The organism is Lentzea indica (assembly GCF_012184385.1).
Classification (GTDB): domain Bacteria; phylum Actinomycetota; class Actinomycetes; order Mycobacteriales; family Pseudonocardiaceae; genus Lentzea; species Lentzea indica.
In genome coordinates, this window is the sequence record NZ_VSRL01000027.1 from 17,112 (window position 1) to 34,387 (window position 17,276).

Annotated in this window: 13 protein-coding genes and 1 pseudogene; 4 read left to right on the forward strand and 10 right to left on the reverse strand. The window is 69.2% G+C overall.

What is annotated here, in order from left to right:
• The first annotated feature begins 9 nt into the window (after window positions 1–9).
• Together FXN61_RS10300 and FXN61_RS10305 are read left to right on the forward strand one after the other, a co-directional pair.
• Window positions 10–1,725, forward strand: a complete 1,716-nt coding sequence (locus tag FXN61_RS10300; RefSeq protein WP_167972617.1) for an ArnT family glycosyltransferase — start codon at window positions 10–12, stop codon at window positions 1,723–1,725.
• Window positions 1,722–3,518: a glycosyltransferase family 39 protein gene (locus tag FXN61_RS10305; protein ID WP_167972619.1), complete on the forward strand. Its 1,797-nt coding sequence runs from the start codon at window positions 1,722–1,724 to the stop codon at window positions 3,516–3,518. The genes FXN61_RS10300 and FXN61_RS10305 overlap by 4 nt, the downstream gene beginning before the upstream one ends.
• A gap of 3 nt (window positions 3,519–3,521) precedes the next feature.
• Here the strand turns inward: FXN61_RS10305 and FXN61_RS10310 are convergent, their stop codons facing one another.
• From FXN61_RS10310 to aspS, 4 genes are all read right to left on the reverse strand, one after another.
• On the reverse strand, window positions 3,522–4,298 hold the full coding sequence (locus FXN61_RS10310; protein WP_312877629.1) for an SGNH/GDSL hydrolase family protein: 777 nt from the start codon (window positions 4,296–4,298) through the stop codon (window positions 3,522–3,524).
• A gap of 53 nt (window positions 4,299–4,351) precedes the next feature.
• Entirely contained in the window at window positions 4,352–5,524 is a 1,173-nt protein-coding gene (locus FXN61_RS10315; protein WP_167972623.1) for a hypothetical protein, read from the reverse strand.
• A gap of 102 nt (window positions 5,525–5,626) precedes the next feature.
• Window positions 5,627–6,568: a DUF389 domain-containing protein gene (locus FXN61_RS10320; RefSeq protein WP_167972625.1), complete on the reverse strand. Its 942-nt coding sequence runs from the start codon at window positions 6,566–6,568 to the stop codon at window positions 5,627–5,629.
• Window positions 6,568–8,343, reverse strand: a complete 1,776-nt coding sequence (gene aspS / locus FXN61_RS10325) for an aspartate--tRNA ligase (protein ID WP_167972627.1) — start codon at window positions 8,341–8,343, stop codon at window positions 6,568–6,570. The genes FXN61_RS10320 and aspS overlap by 1 nt, the downstream gene beginning before the upstream one ends.
• Before the next feature lie 119 nt (window positions 8,344–8,462).
• Here aspS and FXN61_RS10330 point away from each other — a divergent pair, with 119 nt between their 5' ends.
• Complete coding sequence (locus FXN61_RS10330) at window positions 8,463–8,750, forward strand: hypothetical protein (protein WP_167972629.1); 288 nt, start codon at window positions 8,463–8,465, stop codon at window positions 8,748–8,750.
• A gap of 51 nt (window positions 8,751–8,801) precedes the next feature.
• On the opposite strand, the gene FXN61_RS10335 is transcribed toward FXN61_RS10330, so the two are convergent.
• The 3 genes from FXN61_RS10335 to FXN61_RS10345 all read right to left on the reverse strand — a co-directional run bounded on the left by FXN61_RS10335 (window position 8,802) and on the right by FXN61_RS10345 (window position 12,408).
• The gene (locus tag FXN61_RS10335; protein ID WP_376770620.1) at window positions 8,802–9,971 is read right to left on the reverse strand and encodes a S8 family peptidase; all 1,170 of its coding nucleotides are present in this window, start codon (window positions 9,969–9,971) and stop codon (window positions 8,802–8,804) included.
• A 109-nt stretch (window positions 9,972–10,080) separates the two neighbouring features.
• Complete coding sequence (locus tag FXN61_RS10340) at window positions 10,081–11,154, reverse strand: S8 family peptidase (RefSeq protein WP_312877630.1); 1,074 nt, start codon at window positions 11,152–11,154, stop codon at window positions 10,081–10,083.
• 90 nt (window positions 11,155–11,244) lie between these two features.
• Window positions 11,245–12,408 (reverse strand): S8 family peptidase, encoded by a 1,164-nt coding sequence (locus FXN61_RS10345; RefSeq protein ID WP_167972633.1) that lies wholly within the window; start codon window positions 12,406–12,408, stop codon window positions 11,245–11,247.
• 179 nt (window positions 12,409–12,587) lie between these two features.
• Here FXN61_RS10345 and FXN61_RS10350 point away from each other — a divergent pair, with 179 nt between their 5' ends.
• On the forward strand, window positions 12,588–13,490 hold the full coding sequence (locus FXN61_RS10350; protein ID WP_167972635.1) for a hypothetical protein: 903 nt from the start codon (window positions 12,588–12,590) through the stop codon (window positions 13,488–13,490).
• Here FXN61_RS10350 and FXN61_RS10355 read toward each other — a convergent pair.
• The 3 genes and pseudogenes from FXN61_RS10355 to FXN61_RS51850 all read right to left on the reverse strand — a co-directional run bounded on the left by FXN61_RS10355 (window position 13,433) and on the right by FXN61_RS51850 (window position 17,272).
• Window positions 13,433–14,236 carry an alpha/beta fold hydrolase gene (locus tag FXN61_RS10355; RefSeq protein WP_167972637.1) on the reverse strand — a complete coding sequence of 268 codons (804 nt, stop codon included), beginning with the start codon at window positions 14,234–14,236 and terminating at the stop codon, window positions 13,433–13,435. The two genes, FXN61_RS10350 and FXN61_RS10355, sit on opposite strands and share 58 nt — an antisense overlap.
• A 55-nt stretch (window positions 14,237–14,291) precedes the next feature.
• Window positions 14,292–15,431, reverse strand: coding sequence for an acyl-CoA dehydrogenase family protein (locus tag FXN61_RS10360; RefSeq protein ID WP_167972639.1), 1,140 nt, complete (start codon window positions 15,429–15,431; stop codon window positions 14,292–14,294).
• Window positions 15,428–17,272: pseudogene (locus FXN61_RS51850) on the reverse strand (acetyl/propionyl/methylcrotonyl-CoA carboxylase subunit alpha). Before FXN61_RS51850 ends, FXN61_RS10360 begins: the two are co-directional and overlap by 4 nt.
• Between the last annotated feature and the right edge of the window lie 4 nt (window positions 17,273–17,276).

The following is a 17,276-nucleotide window of genomic DNA, read 5'->3' on the forward strand; positions in this document are numbered from 1 at the left end:
CTCGTCCGCATGAGACGAGAACGCCTGGCGCTGGCGGTCCTGCTGGTCGCGACCGGCGCGCTGTACCTGTGGCGGCTGGGTGACTCGGGCTGGGCCAACGCCTACTACTCCGCCGCCGCGCAGGCCGGCGCGACGAGCTGGAAGGCGTGGTTCTTCGGCTCGTCGGACGCCTCCAACGCGATCACCGTCGACAAGACGCCCGCCTCGCTGTGGGTGATGGGCCTGTCCGCCAGGCTGTTCGGCGTCAACGCGTGGAGCATCCTGGTGCCGCAGGCGTTGATGGGCGTGGGCAGCGTGTGGCTGCTGCACGCGACGGTCCGCCGCTGGTTCTCCCCCGCCGCCGCGCTGATCTCGGGAGCCGTGCTCGCGCTGACCCCGGTCGCGGTCCTGATGTTCCGCTTCAACAACCCGGACGCGTTGCTGGTGCTGCTGCTGATCGCGGGCGCCTACTGCGTCACCCGCGCGGTCGAGAACGCCAGCCCGTTCTGGCTCGCTCTCGCCGGTGTGGCTGTCGGGTTCGGCTTCCTCACCAAGATGCTGCAGGCCTTCTTGGTACTGCCTGCTTTTGCGCTGGTCTACCTGATCGCCGCGCCCACGAGCATCGGCAAACGCGTCCTGCACCTGTTCGGCGCGGCGAGTGCGATGGTCGTCGCGGGCGGCTGGTGGATCGTCGCCGTCGAGCTCACGCCGGACCGGCCGTACATCGGCGGCTCGCAGACGAACAGCGTGCTGGAACTGACGTTGGGCTACAACGGACTCGGCCGGATCACCGGTGACGAGGTCGGCAGCGTCGGCGGTGGCCGCGGCTGGGGCACGCCAGGCTGGAGCCGCCTGCTGAGCCCGGAGATGGGCAGCCAGATCGCGTGGTTCCTGCCCGCCGCGCTGGTGCTGCTGATCGCCGGCCTGTGGCTGACGAAGGGCCGCGCCCGCACCGCGCTCGCGTTGTGGGGTGGCTGGCTCGTCGTCACCGCCGCGGTGTTCAGCTTCATGAACGGGATCATCCACTCCTACTACACCGTGGCGCTGGCTCCCGCGATCGCCGCCGTCATCGGCATCGCCGCCGCGGAGCTCTGGCAACGCCGCGACGAACCCGTTGCGGCGGCAGTGCTTTCCGGCTCGGTCGCGTTGAGCGCGCTGCAGTGTTACGTGCTGATCAACGGATTCTCCACGCCCGTCGCGGTGCTGGTGCTGATGGCCGGGCTGACCGCAGCGGCCGGCCTCGTGCTGTCGATGCGCTGGGCCATCCCGGTCGCGCTCGTCGCCGCGTTGCTCGGCCCCACCACGTACTCCTTCGCCACCGTCACCACCCCGCACACCGGCGCTCTGCCCGTCGCGGGCCCTTCCACCATGCGAATGGGCGGCGGAGGGCTGCTCGACACGACGACGCCGGACGCCGAGGTCGTGGCTCTGTTGCAAGACAACGCGGACCGCTACCGGTGGGCCGCGGCGACGATCGGGTCCAACAACGCGGCAGGCCTGCAGCTCGCCAGCGGGCAGCCGGTGATGGCTCTGGGCGGGTTCAACGGCACGGATCCCGCACCGACCCTGGAGCAGTTCCAGGAGACGGTCCGAAGTGGACAGATCCACTACTTCGTCGCCACCGGCCGGATGATGCGCGGGGAAACCGGAAGCGACGCCGCCCACCGGATCGCCGAGTGGGTCGCCGCGAACCACACCGCGACCACCGTCGCCGGTACCACCCTCTACGAACTGGACGCGTCATGACCGCCACACTCGCCCCCGCGCCCGCCGCCGCACCGGCACCGCGCGCACACCGGAGCGGGAAACCGTTGCACCGCATCGCCTTCCTCGGCCTGCTCGCCGGCACAGCCGTGCTGTACCTGTGGAACCTCACCGCGACCGGCTACGGCAACGAGTTCTACGCGGCGGCGACGCAGGCGGCCTCGCAGAGCTGGAAGGCGTTGCTGTTCGGCTCGCTCGACCCCGGCAACACGATCACCGTCGACAAGCCGCCCGCGTTCCTCTGGGTGAGCGGCCTGTTCGCCAAGTCGTTCGGCTTCTCCAGCTGGGCCGTGCTCGCCCCGCAGGCGCTGGAAGGCGTGGCGGCGGTGGCACTGCTGTACGCGACGGTCAAGCGCACGTCCGGCCCCAGCGCGGCGTTGTTCGCCGGCGCGGCCTTCGCGCTGACACCCGTGGCAACGCTGATGTTCCGGTTCAACCTGCCGGACGCGTTGCTGGTGCTGCTGATTGTCGCTGCCGCGTACTGCACGGTGCGGGCGCTCGACAAGGCGAGCCCGTGGTGGCTGGCTCTCGCGGGCACGGCGATCGGTTTCGCGTTCCTCACCAAGATGATGCAGGCGTTCCTGGTGCTGCCCGCGCTGGCGCTGGCCTACCTGGTCGCCGCTCCGGCATCGTTGCCGAAGAGGCTGCTGCACCTGCTGGGCGCCGGGCTCGCCGTGGTCGTCTCGGCCGGGTGGTACATCGTGCTGGTGGAGCTGTGGCCGGCGGACAGCCGCCCGTACATCGGCGGGTCCACCAACAACTCGTTGTGGGAGCTGGCGATCGGCTACAACGGCCTCGGCCGCATCTTCGGCGACGAGGGCGGCGGGCCCGGCGGCGGCAACGGGAACATCGGCTTCGGCGGCGAAACGGGCGCCGGCAGGTTGTTCGGCGCCAGCATGGGCCCGGAGATCTCCTGGCTGCTGCCCGCGGCGGTGATCGGCCTGGTCGCCGGACTCTGGTTCACCCGTCGTGTGCCCCGCACCGATCGCACTCGTGCGGCACTGGTGGTGTGGGGTGGCTGGACGCTCGTCAGCGGCGTGGTGTTCAGCTTCATGAGCGGCATCACGCACCCCTACTACACGGTCGCGCTTGCACCTGGGATCGCCGCGCTTGCCGGTGTCGCGGGACAGGAGCTGTGGCGCGGCCGAGCGCACTTCCCGGCACGGATGGCGTTGACGGCGATGGTCGCGGCGACGGGCGTCTGGGGCTTCATCCTGCTCGACCGCACGCCGGCGTGGATGCCATGGCTGCGCTGGGTTCTGCTGGCCGTCACCACGGTCGCCGTGCTGGCGCTGGTGTTCGGCGTGAACGCGCGCCGCTCGCTGGTGGGAGTGCTGGTGGCGGCTGCGTTGCTCGGCACCTCCGGCTACGCGTTCGCAACGGCCGCCACCACGCACAGCGGCTCGATCCCGTTGTCCGGTCCGCGCAGCCAGCAGGGCGGTGGGATGCGGGAGAGCGGATCGTCCACGGAGGTCGTGCAGTTGTTGAAGGGCACGGACACCGAGTGGGCGGCCGCGACGGTCGGCGCGCAGAACGCAGCGTCGTTGCAGCTGGCGTCCGGACGGGCCGTCATCGCGATCGGCGGCTGGAACGGCAGCGATCCGGCACCCACGCTCGACGAGTTCAAGGCACTCGTCGCCGCGGGGAAGGTGCGGTACCTCGTCGCGGGCGGACGAGGTGGACCTGGCGGCGGCAACAGCGCCATCGGCGAGTGGGTCGCCGCGACCTTCCAGGCCACCACGGTGGGCGGCCAGACCCTCTACGACCTGACCTGATCCTCAGACGCGGCCGGTGTCAGCGGGCAACACCTCTCCTGGCACCGGCACAACGACCTCGGTCGGCGCCTCGTCGATCCACAGCAGGGGCGCCAGGTCCGCGCCACGCCGCCACAGCCACGGAATCCCTTTCAGCACAAGCCACGCGACGTGGTGCCACACCGTCAGCTCGCGCCCGCCAGAGCACTCCAGGCTGATGTCGCCGACGGAATGCCCTGTCGCGCGCAGCTCGGCGGCGAACGCCCTGGCCAGCAGCCGGTGACCGCGCTCGGACGGGTGCAGGCGGTCGACCGCCCACGTCTCCAGCTCGTACGCGCCGGGCAGGGTGTGCAGATCGACGCACCGCACGCCGTGCCGCGCCACCACGACGTCGATCACGCGGTTGAACTCGTCGATCCTGTTCTTGAGCACGCGCCGCAACTTGCCGGGCAGCTTGAAAACACGGCCCTGGTCGTGAAACCGCACGGTGACGACGGAAACCCCTGCTGCCGTGAGCGCGCCGCAGACGTGGTCGAGATCCGCGTGCATCTGCCGCACGGAGAAATCCGACCGCAGCGTGTCGTTGACGCCGGCGATGACGACGGCGGCACTGGGCTTGTCGCGCAAAGCCTGCGGCAGCTGGGTGCGCCGGACGTCGGCCAGCCGCGCGCCGGAGACGGCGTAGTTGCGATAGCCGTTGTCCTCGAACGCGGACGAGAGCAGGGGGCCGAAGCCGCGCCAGCCGCCGGGAACGAGGTCGCCTATCCCGACCACTGTCGAGTCACCGAGTAACACCAGCACACGAATCAGCATCAGCTGGCCCGGTGATCTCGGAATGACCGTGCGGGAACGGTTCAGCGAAATGCTGGGTAAAGCGGGAGTTCGAGCACCTCAGCGCCGTAGCGGTCGACCAGTGCGCCGACCACGGCGTCGGCGTGCGACGCGACCGTCTTCTCGCCGAGGATCAGCGCATCGGACCGCAGCCGGACCCACCGCCCGGCGAGCACGACACTGCGCGGCGGGGCGTTGTCGACGCTCGGCATCGGCTTGGAGAGCGCACGCCACGTCGCGAGCCACACCCACAGCAGCTGGGCCTCCAGCAGGCGCGGTAAGAGCACCGCGTCGTCGTCCATCTCGGGCCACACCGACCCGACCTCCGCGCGCCACGCGGCGATCATGGCCTCGGACATCCCCGGCGGCAGGCCCCATCCGCACCAGCAGGACGGGAACGGCACGCGCAGGGCCGCGGCGTCGAACACGATGTCGCGGACACAACCGCCCTCGAAGTCGACGAACCGGACTCCGCGCGAGGTGACGAGGTGGTTGTCCGGGCAGGACGTCGATGGGCTGAACGCGCGCCGTCGCGAGGTGCTGAACGCTCGTGCGGCGTCGGAGGCGAACTCGATGGCCTGCGGGGACATCTCCACGCCGAGCGTGGAGACGGCCAGCGCCGGTAATCCCACGATGGCCGCGTGCACGTCGACCGCGATCGGGTCCTGGCAGCACTGCGCACCGGCCCGCCGCATCAACGCGTCGAAGTCCGCGTCACGGCCCGCCGTCGTGGCGTGCAAACGCCCCATGGCGTGTGCCCACGACAACAGTCCACGTTCCGCGGCGCGCGCGTCCTTCGCATGCAGTTTCTCGGACAGACGCGGCGCACGGCCCAGGTCTTCGAGCACGACCAGACGCGACGCCGCGTCGTGTGCGAACAGCTCTGGCGTGGCGCGCTCTTCGGCGGGCAACGCGGTGAGGAGCTGGTGGCTGACCGCCTCGTGCGCCCACGGGTCGCGGTCTCCGGAACCGGCCGGATACTGCTTCACGACCAGCGTGCGGGGCATGGAGAACGGCGAGGAGGCCACTCTGACGCGAATGACGACGGAACGACCGGTACCCCCGAGAGCCTCGGGGTCCGCAAGGCGCACCGTTGCGCCCAAACGCCTGGTCAGTACCCGCTCGGCTGCTTCGACAGCTTCGGCGATCTCAGGTGAAGTCGTCTCAGGAGGGCCCGCGGTGATCTCCACGCTCATCCCCTCCGACCCTACTCCCCATGTCCGTGAGCCGGACCGACGCTAATCCGGCCAGGCTGCGACCACCATCACTCGTTGATAACGGCTCGCGCTGTTTCCGGATCACCCCTTGGACAGTGGACGTGTGGAAACACCATCCGTTGCCCTGCTCCTGCGGATCAACAGAACGAGCGAGGCCGCGGCGACAATACCGATCAAGTTGATGCCCAACTGGGCAACTGCGGGCCCCACTCTGTCCCACACTCCGAGAACAGCGGCCAGCGCGGCGTATCCGGCGGCCGGAACCGTGGTGACCGAGATGAACACGCCGACGAGTGCCGCGGACTTCGCCGACGTCATCGACAGCATGCCCGCCGCGCCCGCCAGCAGTGCGACGATCAGCGAGAACGGTCCGAACTCGTAGACGAAGTCGACCTGGTGGCCGTTGACGAGGTCGGCCTTGTCGAACAGCCCGCCGAGCTCGCCGAACCACGTGAGCACCGACGTGATCACCATGGCCAGCGGGAACCCGACCGCGAGCGCGATCGACGCCCGTTTGACCAGGTCCCAGCGCTTCGCGACGAGACCGACGGCGATCGCGGCGAGCGGGCCGAACTCCGGACCCACGACCATCGCGCCGACGATCGTGACCGGCGAGTTCGTCGCGACACCCACCGCCGCCAGCAGGCAGGCGATGGTGAGGAACGCCTGGAAGGTGACGCTGGGCCGGGACTCCTCGCCGGACTTCGCGATCAGCTCTTCCCACACGATCACGTCGGAGCCCTCGCCCGGCGCGTTCTCCTCGGCGCGGTCGGCGGCGTCGGACAGCGACGTGTCGATCGTCTCGATCGTGACGCCGCCGGTGTGGTCGATGTGCAGGTCGCAGAGCGCGACGACGATCTCGTCGACCGCCTCGCGCGCCACGTCGGCCGTGATCAGGTCGCCCTCGGGGTCGATCGCCGCGCCACGCAGGACCACCAGGTGGGTGGCTCCCGCGTGGTCGCGGAGGATCTCGAGCGCGGCCTCGGTCTGGTCTGCGGGACAGACCACCCGCAGCCGCAGCATTACTGCTTCTGCTCGGGCTTGGCGTCGACGCCGGCTTCCTTGCGCTGCTGGGCGGTGATCGGCGCCGGGGCCGCGGTCAGCGGGTCGTAGCCGCCGCCGCTCTTCGGGAACGCGATGACCTCGCGGATCGAGTCGACGCCCGCGAGCAGCATGCAGAGGCGGTCCCAGCCGAGCGCGATGCCGCCGTGGGGCGGCGCGCCGTACTTGAACGCGTCGAGCAGGAAGCCGAACTTCTCCTGCGCCTCCTCGGCACCGATGCCCATCACGGTGAACGCGCGCTGCTGCACGTCCGCGCGGTGGATACGAATCGAGCCACCGCCGAGCTCGTTGCCGTTGAGGATCACGTCGTAGGCGTAGGCCAGCGCGTTGCCGGGGTCGGTCTCGAAGTTGTCGATCCACTCCGGCGTCGGGGAGGTGAACGCGTGGTGCAGCGCGGTCCAGTTGCCGCCACCGACCGCGACGTCACCCGCGTCGAGCTTGTCGACCGACTCGAACATCGGGAAGTCGACGACCCACGCGAACGCCCATGCACTCTCGTCGATCAGGCCGACGCGGTGCGCGATCTCGACACGGGCCGCACCCAGCAGAGCGCGCGCGTCACGAGCCTCGCCCGCGGCAAAGAAGATGCAGTCACCGGGGTTGGCGCCGACCGCCTTGGCCAGACCGTCGCGCTCGGCGTCGGTCAGGTTCTTCGCGACAGGACCGCCCAGCGTGCCGTCCTCGGCGAGGAGCACGTACGCGAGGCCCTTGTGGCCGCGCTGCTTGGCGAACTCCTGCCACGCGTCGAGCGTGCGGCGCGGCTGGCTCGCACCACCCGGCATGACGACGGCACCGACGTACGGCGCCTGGAACACGCGGAACGTCGTGTCCTTGAAGTACTCGGTGAGCTCGGTCAGCTCCAGCTCGAAGCGCAGGTCCGGCTTGTCCGTGCCGTACTTCGACATCGCCTCGGCGTAGGAGATGCGGCGGAACGGCAGCGGCAGCTCGACGTCCTTGGTCTCCTTCCAGATCGAGGAGAGCAGCTTCTCGGTCAGGCCGATGACGTCGTCCTGCTCGACGAAGCTCATCTCGATGTCGAGCTGGGTGAACTCCGGCTGGCGGTCCGCGCGGAAGTCCTCGTCCCGGTAGCAACGCGCGATCTGGTAGTAGCGCTCCATGCCACCGACCATCAGCAGCTGCTTGAACAGCTGCGGCGACTGCGGCAGCGCGTACCAGGAGCCGGGACGCAGCCGCGCGGGCACCAGGAAGTCGCGGGCGCCTTCCGGGGTGCTGCGGGTCAGGGTCGGGGTCTCGATCTCGATGAACTTCTCGCCGTGCAGCACGTCGCGCGCGATGCGGCTGACCTCGCTGCGCAGCCGGATGGCCTTGGCCGGGCCGGAGCGGCGCAGGTCGAGGTAGCGGTGCTTGAGGCGGGCCTCCTCGCCGATCTCGCCCTCGCCCTCGACCTGGAACGGCAGCGGCGCGGCCTCGTTCAGCACCTCGAGCTCGGACACGTAGACCTCGATGGCGCCGGTGGCGAGGTCGGGGTTCTCACTGCCCTCTGGCCGCTTGCTGACGTCACCGGTGACCTTGATGACGTACTCGCTGCGCAGCCGGTGCGCGCGCTCGGCCATCTCGCCCTCGCGGAACACGACCTGGGCGACACCGGAGGCGTCGCGGAGGTCGATGAAGATGACACCGCCGTGATCACGCCGGCGAGCGACCCACCCGGTGAGGGTGACGGACTGCCCGGCGTGCTCGGCCCGGAGTGATCCGGCCTCGTGCGTGCGCAACACGGTGGTGGCTCCTTGTAGACGAAGTCAGCTTTGCCGTCAAGGCTAGCCAACGGCACCGACAGATTTTCACGCAGGGCTTTCGCGGGCGTAAGTGATCTCCGTTGACTAGCGTCTCGCGCATGCGGATCCCGGTGGCCGTCGTCGGCATGCTCGTGATGTTCATGGTGGCCGTCGGTGTGCTGTTCCTCGGCATTCTCGGCTTCACGCCGGTGCAGAAATGCACTGGCGCGTGCATGGTGCCGTTCACGATGACGTTGGTCGGCACCTTCGTGATCGGGCTGTCCGCGACCTTCGCGACGTGGTTCCGGGCCTTGCGCGCGCCCCGCGCCTACTGGCCGTGGATCGGCGCGGGGCTCATGGTCGTCCTCTATCTCGTGGCGCTCGCAGTCGCGGACCAGGTCCTCTAACCAAAGGAAAAGGCCGCGACATCAGCCGCGGCCTTCCCACGAACAGCTAGCTCACGCGGTCGGCGCGAGGTACAGCAGGCGGTTCGGCGAGCCCGAACCCGGCGACGTCACCTTCGACGGCGTCGACTGCGCGATCAGGTACGAGGCGACCTGAGCCGGCGTCGCCGCGCGGTTCGTCGAGAGGTAGCGAGCGGCGGCACCCGCGACGGCCGGGGTGGCCATCGACGTGCCCGAGATGGTGCTGGTGGCGCTGTCGGAGGTGTTCCAGGCCGACGTGATGTCGCGGCCCGGCGCGAAGATGTCCAGCACCGAGCCGTAGTTCGAGAACGACGATCGGGCGTCGGTGCGGTCGGTGGAGCCGACCGTGATCGCCTCGGTCACGCGGGCCGGGGAGAAGCCGGACGCATTGGCGTTGGAGTTGCCCGCCGCGACCGCGAACGTCACGCCCTTTGCGACGGCGTTGCGCACAGCCGTGTCGAGCGTGGCGTTGGCGCCGCCGCCGAGCGACAGGTTCGCCACGGCCGGCTTGACCGCGTTGGCGGCCACCCAGTCGATGCCCGCCGCGACGCCGGCGAGGGTGCCGGAACCGTTGTTGTCGAGCACGCGGACGGCGACGATCTTCGCGGCCTTCGCGACGCCGTACTGCGAGCCCGCGATGGTGCCGGCGACGTGGGTGCCGTGGCCGTTGCCGTCCTGGGCCACGTTGTCGTTGTCGACGAAGTCACGGCCGTTGGAGGCGCGGCCGCCGAACGTGGAGTGGCTGATGCGCACGCCGGTGTCGACGACGTACGCCGTCACGCCCGAGCCGGTCGAGGTGTAGCTGTACGACTGGTTCAGCGGCAGGTTGCGCTGGTCGATGCGGTCGAGACCCCACGACGGCGGGTTCGTCTGCGTGGCCTGCGTGTGCACGACCTGGTCGGCCTCGACGAACTCGACGGACGGGTCCGCGGCAAGGCGCTTGGCCTGCTTCTCGGTCAGCTTCACGTTGAAACCGCCGAAGCTGGTGTACTCGCGCTCCACCTTCGCGCCGAAACGCGAGGCCAGGGCGTGCGAGCCGGCCTTGCCCTCCTTCAGCTTCACGATGAAGCTGCCCGCGATCTTCTCGGGAGAGCCGAGGGACAGGACCTCACCTTCGGCGGCCGACGCCGAAGGGACCATCAGAACCGACATGGCGAGGGTCGCCGCGCCGGCACCGGCCAGGAACCGGATCTTTCGCGTCATGATGTGCATTCCGTTCTTTGCAGGGGAACGAACACTTTCGACGCTATGGATCGATCCGGTTCCTGCCAAGGGTGTCCTAAAGGTTAGGACGAACCTGTGTTTTCACCATTCACAGTGACGGCGGCCAGTAAAGAATACGAGTGACGGGTGGTGTCCCCGGAGTGCCCGTGGTAACCAATGCGCGCTCGACCTGTGCGGGTGTGGCTGCCCGGTTGAACTCCAGGTACCTGGCCGCGACACCGGCCGCGTGCGGTGCCGCCATCGAGGTGCCTGAGATGGTGTTCGTGGCGGTGTCTCCGGTGTTCCAGGTGGACGGAATGCTGACGCCAGGAGCCCAGATGTCCACCAGCGGACCGAAGTTCGACGACGACGACTTGGTGTCGGTCTGCGTCAACGCGCCCACGCAGATCGCCTGGGAAACCCGCTGGGGCGACGAGTTGCCGGGATCGGTGTTGCTGCCGCCGGCCGCGACCGTGTACGAGACACCGGAAGCGATCGAACGCCGGACCGCGTCGTCCAGAGCGGCGGAAGCGCTGCCGCCCAGCGACATGTTGGCCACCGCGGGCTTCACGGCGTTGCGGGTCACCCAGTCCACGCCCGCGATGACACCGGAGATCGTGCCGCTGCCCTGACCGTTCAGCACCCGCACGCCCCAGACCGTGGCGCGCTTGGCAACACCGTACGTCGTGCCCGCGGCGATGCCGGCGACGTGCGTGCCGTGGCCGTTGTCGTCCTGCGCGACCGCGTCGTTGTCGACGGTGTCCCAGCCGTTGCGGGCGCGGCCGCCGAAGTCGGTGTGCGTCACGCGAATGCCGGTGTCGATCACGTAGATGTTCACGCCGCGACCGGTGCTGGTGTAGGAGTACTTCTTGTCCAACGGCAACGCGCGCTGGTCGATCCGGTCCAGACCCCACGGCGGGTTGAGCTGCGTGCTGTTGGCGTGCACGATCCCGTCACGTTCCACATGGGACACGTTCGGGTCTGCCTTCATCCGCTTGACTTCAGCGGCTGTCAGCCGGGCGCTGAAACCGTTGAAAACACTGGTGTACCGGTGCTCCACCGCACCGCTGAACGACGACACAGCTCCGTCGCGAAGGACCACGATGTACGAGGACGTGGCCGCGGACGCCGGGGCGACCACGACCATTGCCGCCAGGGCGGCGACTCCCAGCAGGGCTCTCACAGGGAACTTCCTTTCGTTCTCCCAAAAATTGGGGCAGGGAAAACGGCCCCGGCTCGAAGGGAGCCGGGGCCGCACATCTCAGGGTTCTGCTCAGCTGGTCGGCGCCCAGTACAGGAGCCTCGTCGTCGTGCCGGCGCCCGGGTTGGTCACCTTGCCGTTGGTGGCGTTGGAGGTGATCGCGGTCGAGACCTGCGCGGGCGTCACGTTGCGGTTGCCCTGCAGGTACCTGGCCACCACGCCGGCGACGTGCGGCGTCGCCATCGAGGTGCCGGAGATGGTGTTCGTGGCGGTGTCACTGGTGTTCCACGCGGACGTGATGTCGCGGCCAGGAGCGAACACGTCGACAACCGGGCCGTAGTTGGAGAACGACGACCGCGCGTCGTTGCGGTCGGTCGATCCCACGGTGATCGCCGCGCCGACGCGTGCGGGCGAGGTGTTGGCGGCGTTGGTGTTCGCGTTGCCGGCCGCGACCGCGAACGTGACGCCGCGCGTGATCGCGCCCTGCACGGCGCTGTCGAGCGAGGCGTTCGCGCCGCCACCGAGCGACATGTTCGCCACCGCGGGCTTGACGTGGTTCGCGGCCACCCAGTTGATGCCCGCGTTGACGCCGGCGAGCGTGCCGGAGCCCTGGTTGTTGAGCACGCGCACCGCGATGATGTTCGTCGCCTTGGCCACGCCGTACTGCGAGCCCGCGATGGTGCCGGCGACGTGCGTGCCGTGACCCTCGCAGTCCTGCGCGACGGCGTCGTTGTCGACGAAGTCGCGGCCGTTCTTCGCGCGGCCGCCGAACGTCTGGTGGCTGATCCGGACGCCGGTGTCGATGACGTAGGCGTTCACGCCGGAGCCGGTGGTGTTGTAGGTGTAGCGCTGGTCGAGCGGCAGGTTGCGCTGGTCGATCCGGTCCAGGCCCCACGACGGCGGGTTGACCTGCGTGGCCTGGATGCTGAGCACCTGGTCGCGTTCCACGTACTCGACCGAGGGGTCAGCGGCGAGTCTGCGGGCCTGGGCGTCCGACATCTTGACCGAGAAGCCCTTGAAGACGGTGTCGTACACGTATCCGACCTGGCCACCGAAGCGTGCACCGAGAGTCGCTGCGCTCGCGGTGACCCTGTTGTCCTTCAGCTTCACGACGAAGCTGCCGGGGATGTTGTTCGCGCCCTCGAACGTGCGGATCTCGCCGACGGCGGCGGACGCGGGTGCCGCGAAGGCAGCGATCATGATCGCAGAGCCCAGCAGGGTTGCTGTCTTGCGCATTGCGTAGTCCTGTTCGTCGCAGGGATGCTCAGGAACCCAATCGGGACTATTGGCGGCGTAATAGACCCGAGATCTGAACTTTCCGGGTTTCCCACCGGCCCGAAACCGCCGATCGGCTGTACCGCGTTCCCTTTGCTGCCGATAGCCTTCCGACCTTGACCCCGTGAAACGGAGGGGTGATGCTGACGATTTACCCACCGCGCGAGGAGCTCGCCGACCTGTTGGTGACGGGTCCGTTCGCGGACGCGTTGCGGGTCGCGATCCAGGTGCGGGGTCTCAGCCTGGAACGGTTGCAGCACCGCCTGCGGCTGCGGGGCGCGCCGATCAGCGTGACGGCCCTGAGCTACTGGCAGTCGGGAAGACGCAGACCCGAGCGGCCGGAGTCCTTGATGGCTCTCGCGCACCTCGAAGACGTGCTCGGACTGCCTCAGGCGGCTCTCAGCCGTCTGCTGGGCCCACCGCGGCCACGTGGACGTTCCCGCAGGCGGGAGCTGTCGTCCCGGGCCCAGTGGGACGGGTCCGGGCTGGTGCTGACCGCCCAGCACGACCGGGTCGACGTCGCACCCTGCGGCGGGGTGCGCGGCGTCCGATCGCGACAGGTCATGCAGGCGAGGACGGCCGATGTGGACCGCTGGATCCTGTGCCAGGAAACGGGTTCGGCGCAGCCCGCGCTGACCGCCGTCCGTTCGTGCCGGGTCGGCCGGATCGCCCGTGAACGCACGAACGGAGTGCTCGTCGCGGAGCTGTTGTTCGACGAACCGATGGCCGCGGGAGACTCGATCGCGATCGAGTACGAATTGATCTATCCACATCCGACGGTCGAGCACACGCATTTCCGCCGGTTCGCCGAACGGGTGCACGACTACGTGCTGGAGATCAAATTCCCGGCCGAGTCCCCTCCCGCTTCCTGCGAGCAATTCGCGTCAGGTCCGGCGGGAACGGAAATGTTCGGCGGCGCGCGCCCGGCACCGGTGGACGCCTGGGGCTACGCGCACGCCGCCGCGCTCGACTTCGGGCCGGGCCTCTACGGGATGCGCTGGACCGTGGCGGCGAACGCCTCCGGGTCGTCGAGCCAAGGGTAGTGACCGGCTCCCGGCTGGACGACGAGCTGTGCGCGCGGGAAGAAGTCCGCGTACTCCTGCGCGCGCTTGGGCGGCAGTGACACGTCCAGCTCACCGGCCAGCAGAAGCGTTGGCACGTCAAGGGATTTGATCTGTTCGCGGACCTGCTCGGGGTCGAAGGCGCCCTCGGCGTAGTAGCCCCTGGCGGCGTCGTCGTTGCGCGGGTGGTCGTCGAGCTGCCGCGCCTGGGCGTCCCAGCGGCCGTGCAGGAACGGGGTGATCCCCTTGAACGCCTCCGGCGTGAAGTTGCCCGCCCAGATCTGCTGGAACGCCGCGTAAGCCTGCTCGAACCACGGCTCGGCGTGCCGCTGCTCCGCGATCTCCCTGCGGTCCGCGTCGGTGACGTCGATGCCGGCGACGCGCGGGCTCGGCGTGATCAGCACGAGCTCCTTGACGTGCCGCGGAAATCGCGTCGCGTAGAGGATCGCGAGGGTGCCGCCCGCCGAGTGGCCGAGCAGGCTGATCACGTCGAGGCCGAGGTGGCGGCGCAGTGCCTCGACGTCGTCGACCTGACGATCGACGCGGTAGTCGTCCGCTTCCGCCGATTCGCCGGTGCCGCGCAGGTCGAGCCTGAGCACGTTCCCGAGCGGCAGGCCACCCAGGTAGGACGACGCCTGCATCGGCCCGCCGGGCAGGCAGATCAGAGGATCCGGACCTTCCCCGTGGTAGGCCAGCGTGACGCCGTCTGAAGTTGTGAAGGTCCCCATGCCGCGAGGATAGGTGGTTGCGGCCGCCGGAACGGCCACAACCACTCACGAGCTCTCAGTAGCTGCGGGGCAGCTTGAGCGAGTTCTGCGCGACGAAGTTGAGGACCATCTCCCGCGAGACGGGCGCGATGCGGGAGAGCCGGGACATGCCGAGCATCGACGCCAGCCCGAACTCGGAGGTCAGCCCGTTGCCGCCGTGGGTCTGGATCGCCTGGTCGACGGCAGCCGCGATGGCCTCGCCCGCCGCGTACTTGGCCATGTTCGCGGCCTCGCCCGCGTCCTTGTCGCGGCCGGAGTCGTAGAGCGCCGCCGCCTTCTGCGTCATCAGCCTGGCCAGCTCGATCTCGATGTGGATCTTCGCGAGCGGATGCGCGAGACCCTGGTGAGACCCGATCGGGCTCTCCCAGACCGTGCGCTGCTGGGCGTAAGTGACGGCCTTGCTGATCGCCAGGCGCGCCGAGCCGGTCGCCATGCTCGCGCCCATGATCCGTTCGGGGTTGAGACCGGCGAAGACCTGCAGCAGACCCTGGTCCGGTGACCCGACGACGGCATCGGAAGGCAGCCGCACGTCGTCGAAGAACAGCGTGAACTGCTTCTCCGGCGCCACCAGGTCCATCTCGATCTGGTGCCACGTGAAGCCCTCGGTGTTCGTGGAGACGATCACGAGCACCGGCCCTGTCTTCTGGATCGCCACCACGAGCACGGCGTCGACCTCGTCGATGCCGGAGATGAACGTCTTGGTGCCCTTGAGGATCCAGTCGTCGCCGTCGCGCAGGACGTGCGTCTTGAGCTGGTGCGCGTTGGATCCCGCGTCGGGCTCGGTGATCGCGAACGCCATCTTGAGCGTGCCGTCCGCGAAGCCGGGCAGCCACTTGGACTTCTGCTCGCTCGTGCCGAACCTGGCGATCACCGTGGCACAGATGGCGGGTGACACCACCATGAGCAGCAACGGACATCCCGCCGCCGCCAGCTCCTCGCACACCGCCGCGAGGTCGCCGATGCCACCGCCACCACCGCCGTACTCCTCTGGCACGGCCACGCCGAGGTAGCCGAGCTTGCCCGCTTCCTCCCACAGCTCGGTGGTCTTCTCCCCCGACCTGGACTTGGCGACGAAGTACTCGGTGCCGTACTTGGCACCCAGCTCGGAAACGGCCTTCCGCAGCGCGATCCGCTCTTCGGACTCGACGAAGCTCACTGGTCGTCTCCATTCTTTTCGGCCACCACGGCCAGGACGTCGCCCGCGTTGACCTGCTGGGCTTTCTCGACGAGAAGTTCGGTGACGGTGCCGGCGTTGTTCGCGAGCACGCGGTGTTCCATCTTCATGGCTTCCAGCACCAGGAGTTCGGCGCCGGCCTCGACCTGGTCGCCCTGGCTGACGCTGACCCTGACGACGGTGCCGGGCATCGGGGCGACGGTCGCGCCCGGCGCGAGCTTGGTCTCCGGTTCGGGGAAGCGCGGCACGGCCGTCAGCGACACCGAACGCGCGGAGAGTCGACCTCGACCAGATCGCCGTACCGGCTGACGTGGAACGGAGCGCGCACGCCGTCCAGGTCGAGGATCACGGTGTTCGCGGTCGCCTGCGCGGGGTCGTACTCGACCTCGACGAGCTCCTCACCGAACAGGAACTTCGCCTTCGGCCGCTGCGACCGCACGTTGCGCCAGCCGAGCGGCAGGTGCCCGATCTTGCGGCCGGCCGCCTGCGCGAGCGCGGCGGCGAGCGCAAACGGTTGCGGGTCAACGGACCGGGTGAACTCGTGCTCGGCGAGGAACCCGGTGTGCGTGTCACCGTTGAGGAACGCCTCGTGCCCGAGAACGTCGATGAGCAGCCGGCGGTTCGTGATCAGGCCGTGGATCTGAGCGTTTTCCAGTGCCGTCACGAGCTTGCGGGCAGCGGCTGCGCGCGTCGGTGCATGCGCGATCACCTTGGCCAGCATGGGGTCGTAGTGCACGGAAACGACCGAGCCGTCCTCGACACCGCTGTCGAGCCTGACGTCGCCGGGCACGTGGAACCTGTGCAGCGTGCCGCTCGCCGGGCGCCAGTCGTGGTCCGGGTCTTCCGCGTAGAGGCGGACCTCGATGGCGTGGCCCCGCGGTTCCGGCGCCACGGCGGGCAATGGAGCGCCTTCCGCGATCCGCAGCTGCCATTCGACGAGATCCACGCCGTGGACCAGCTCGGTGACCGGGTGCTCGACCTGAAGCCTGGTGTTGACCTCCAGGAAGTGGAAGTCCTCGCCCTTCAGCATGAACTCGACGGTGCCCGCGCCGACGTACCCGATCGACTCGGCCGCCGCGGTCGCCGCCGCGAACAAACGCTTGCGGACGTCGTCGTTGACCGCCGGGCTCGGCGACTCCTCGACGATCTTCTGGTGCCGGCGCTGGATCGAGCACTCGCGTTCGCCGAGCGCCCAGACCGTGCCGTGGGTGTCTGCGAGGATCTGCACCTCGACGTGCCGCGCGTGCTCCAGCAGCGGCTCGCAGAACACCGTCGGGTCACCGAACGCCGACTCGGCCTCTCGTCGCGCGCTGGCCAGCGCGTCCGCGAACCGGCCTTCCCGCGGACGATCCGCATGCCACGCCGCCACCGCCCGCCGACGCCTTGATCAGCACCGGGAACTCGGTGACGGTCTCCGGGTCGAGTTCGGGCAGCGTCGGCACGCCGGCGGCGGCCATCCGCTTCTTCGCGGCCACCTTGGAGCCCATCGCCTCGATCGAGTCCGGTTCGGGCCCGACCCAGGTCAGGCCGGCCGCCTGGACCAACCTGGCGAAGTCGGCGTTCTCGGACAGGAAGCCGTAGCCGGGATGGACGGCATCCGCTCCCGCCTTGGTCGCGGCCTCCACGAGCAGGTCGCCGCGGAGATAGGTCTCGGTGGGGGACGCACCGGGAAGCCTGACCGCGAAGTCGGCTTCCTTGACGTGCGGGGCTTCGGCGTCCGGGTCGGAGAAGACCGCGACCGTGCGGATTCCGTTGGCCTGGCAGGTGCGGATGATCCGGCGGGCGATCTCGCCGCGGTTGGCGATCAGGAGTGTCTTGATCATGTCG

Bases quoted from the DNA above. Each gene is read 5' to 3' on its own strand.
- FXN61_RS10345 (WP_167972633.1), bottom strand. From the start codon at position 12,408: ATGCGCAAGACAGCAACCCTGCTGGGCTCTGCGATCATGATCGCTGCC.
- FXN61_RS10330 (WP_167972629.1), top strand. From the start codon at position 8,463: ATGCGGATCCCGGTGGCCGTCGTCGGCATGCTCGTGATGTTCATGGTG.
- FXN61_RS10335 (WP_376770620.1), bottom strand. From the start codon at position 9,971: ATGACGCGAAAGATCCGGTTCCTGGCCGGTGCCGGCGCGGCGACCCTC.
- FXN61_RS10305 (WP_167972619.1), top strand. From the start codon at position 1,722: ATGACCGCCACACTCGCCCCCGCGCCCGCCGCCGCACCGGCACCGCGC.
- FXN61_RS10350 (WP_167972635.1), top strand. From the start codon at position 12,588: ATGCTGACGATTTACCCACCGCGCGAGGAGCTCGCCGACCTGTTGGTG.
- FXN61_RS10300 (WP_167972617.1), top strand. From the start codon at position 10: ATGAGACGAGAACGCCTGGCGCTGGCGGTCCTGCTGGTCGCGACCGGC.
- FXN61_RS10320 (WP_167972625.1), bottom strand. From the start codon at position 6,568: ATGCTGCGGCTGCGGGTGGTCTGTCCCGCAGACCAGACCGAGGCCGCG.
- FXN61_RS10315 (WP_167972623.1), bottom strand. From the start codon at position 5,524: ATGAGCGTGGAGATCACCGCGGGCCCTCCTGAGACGACTTCACCTGAG.
- FXN61_RS10355 (WP_167972637.1), bottom strand. From the start codon at position 14,236: ATGGGGACCTTCACAACTTCAGACGGCGTCACGCTGGCCTACCACGGG.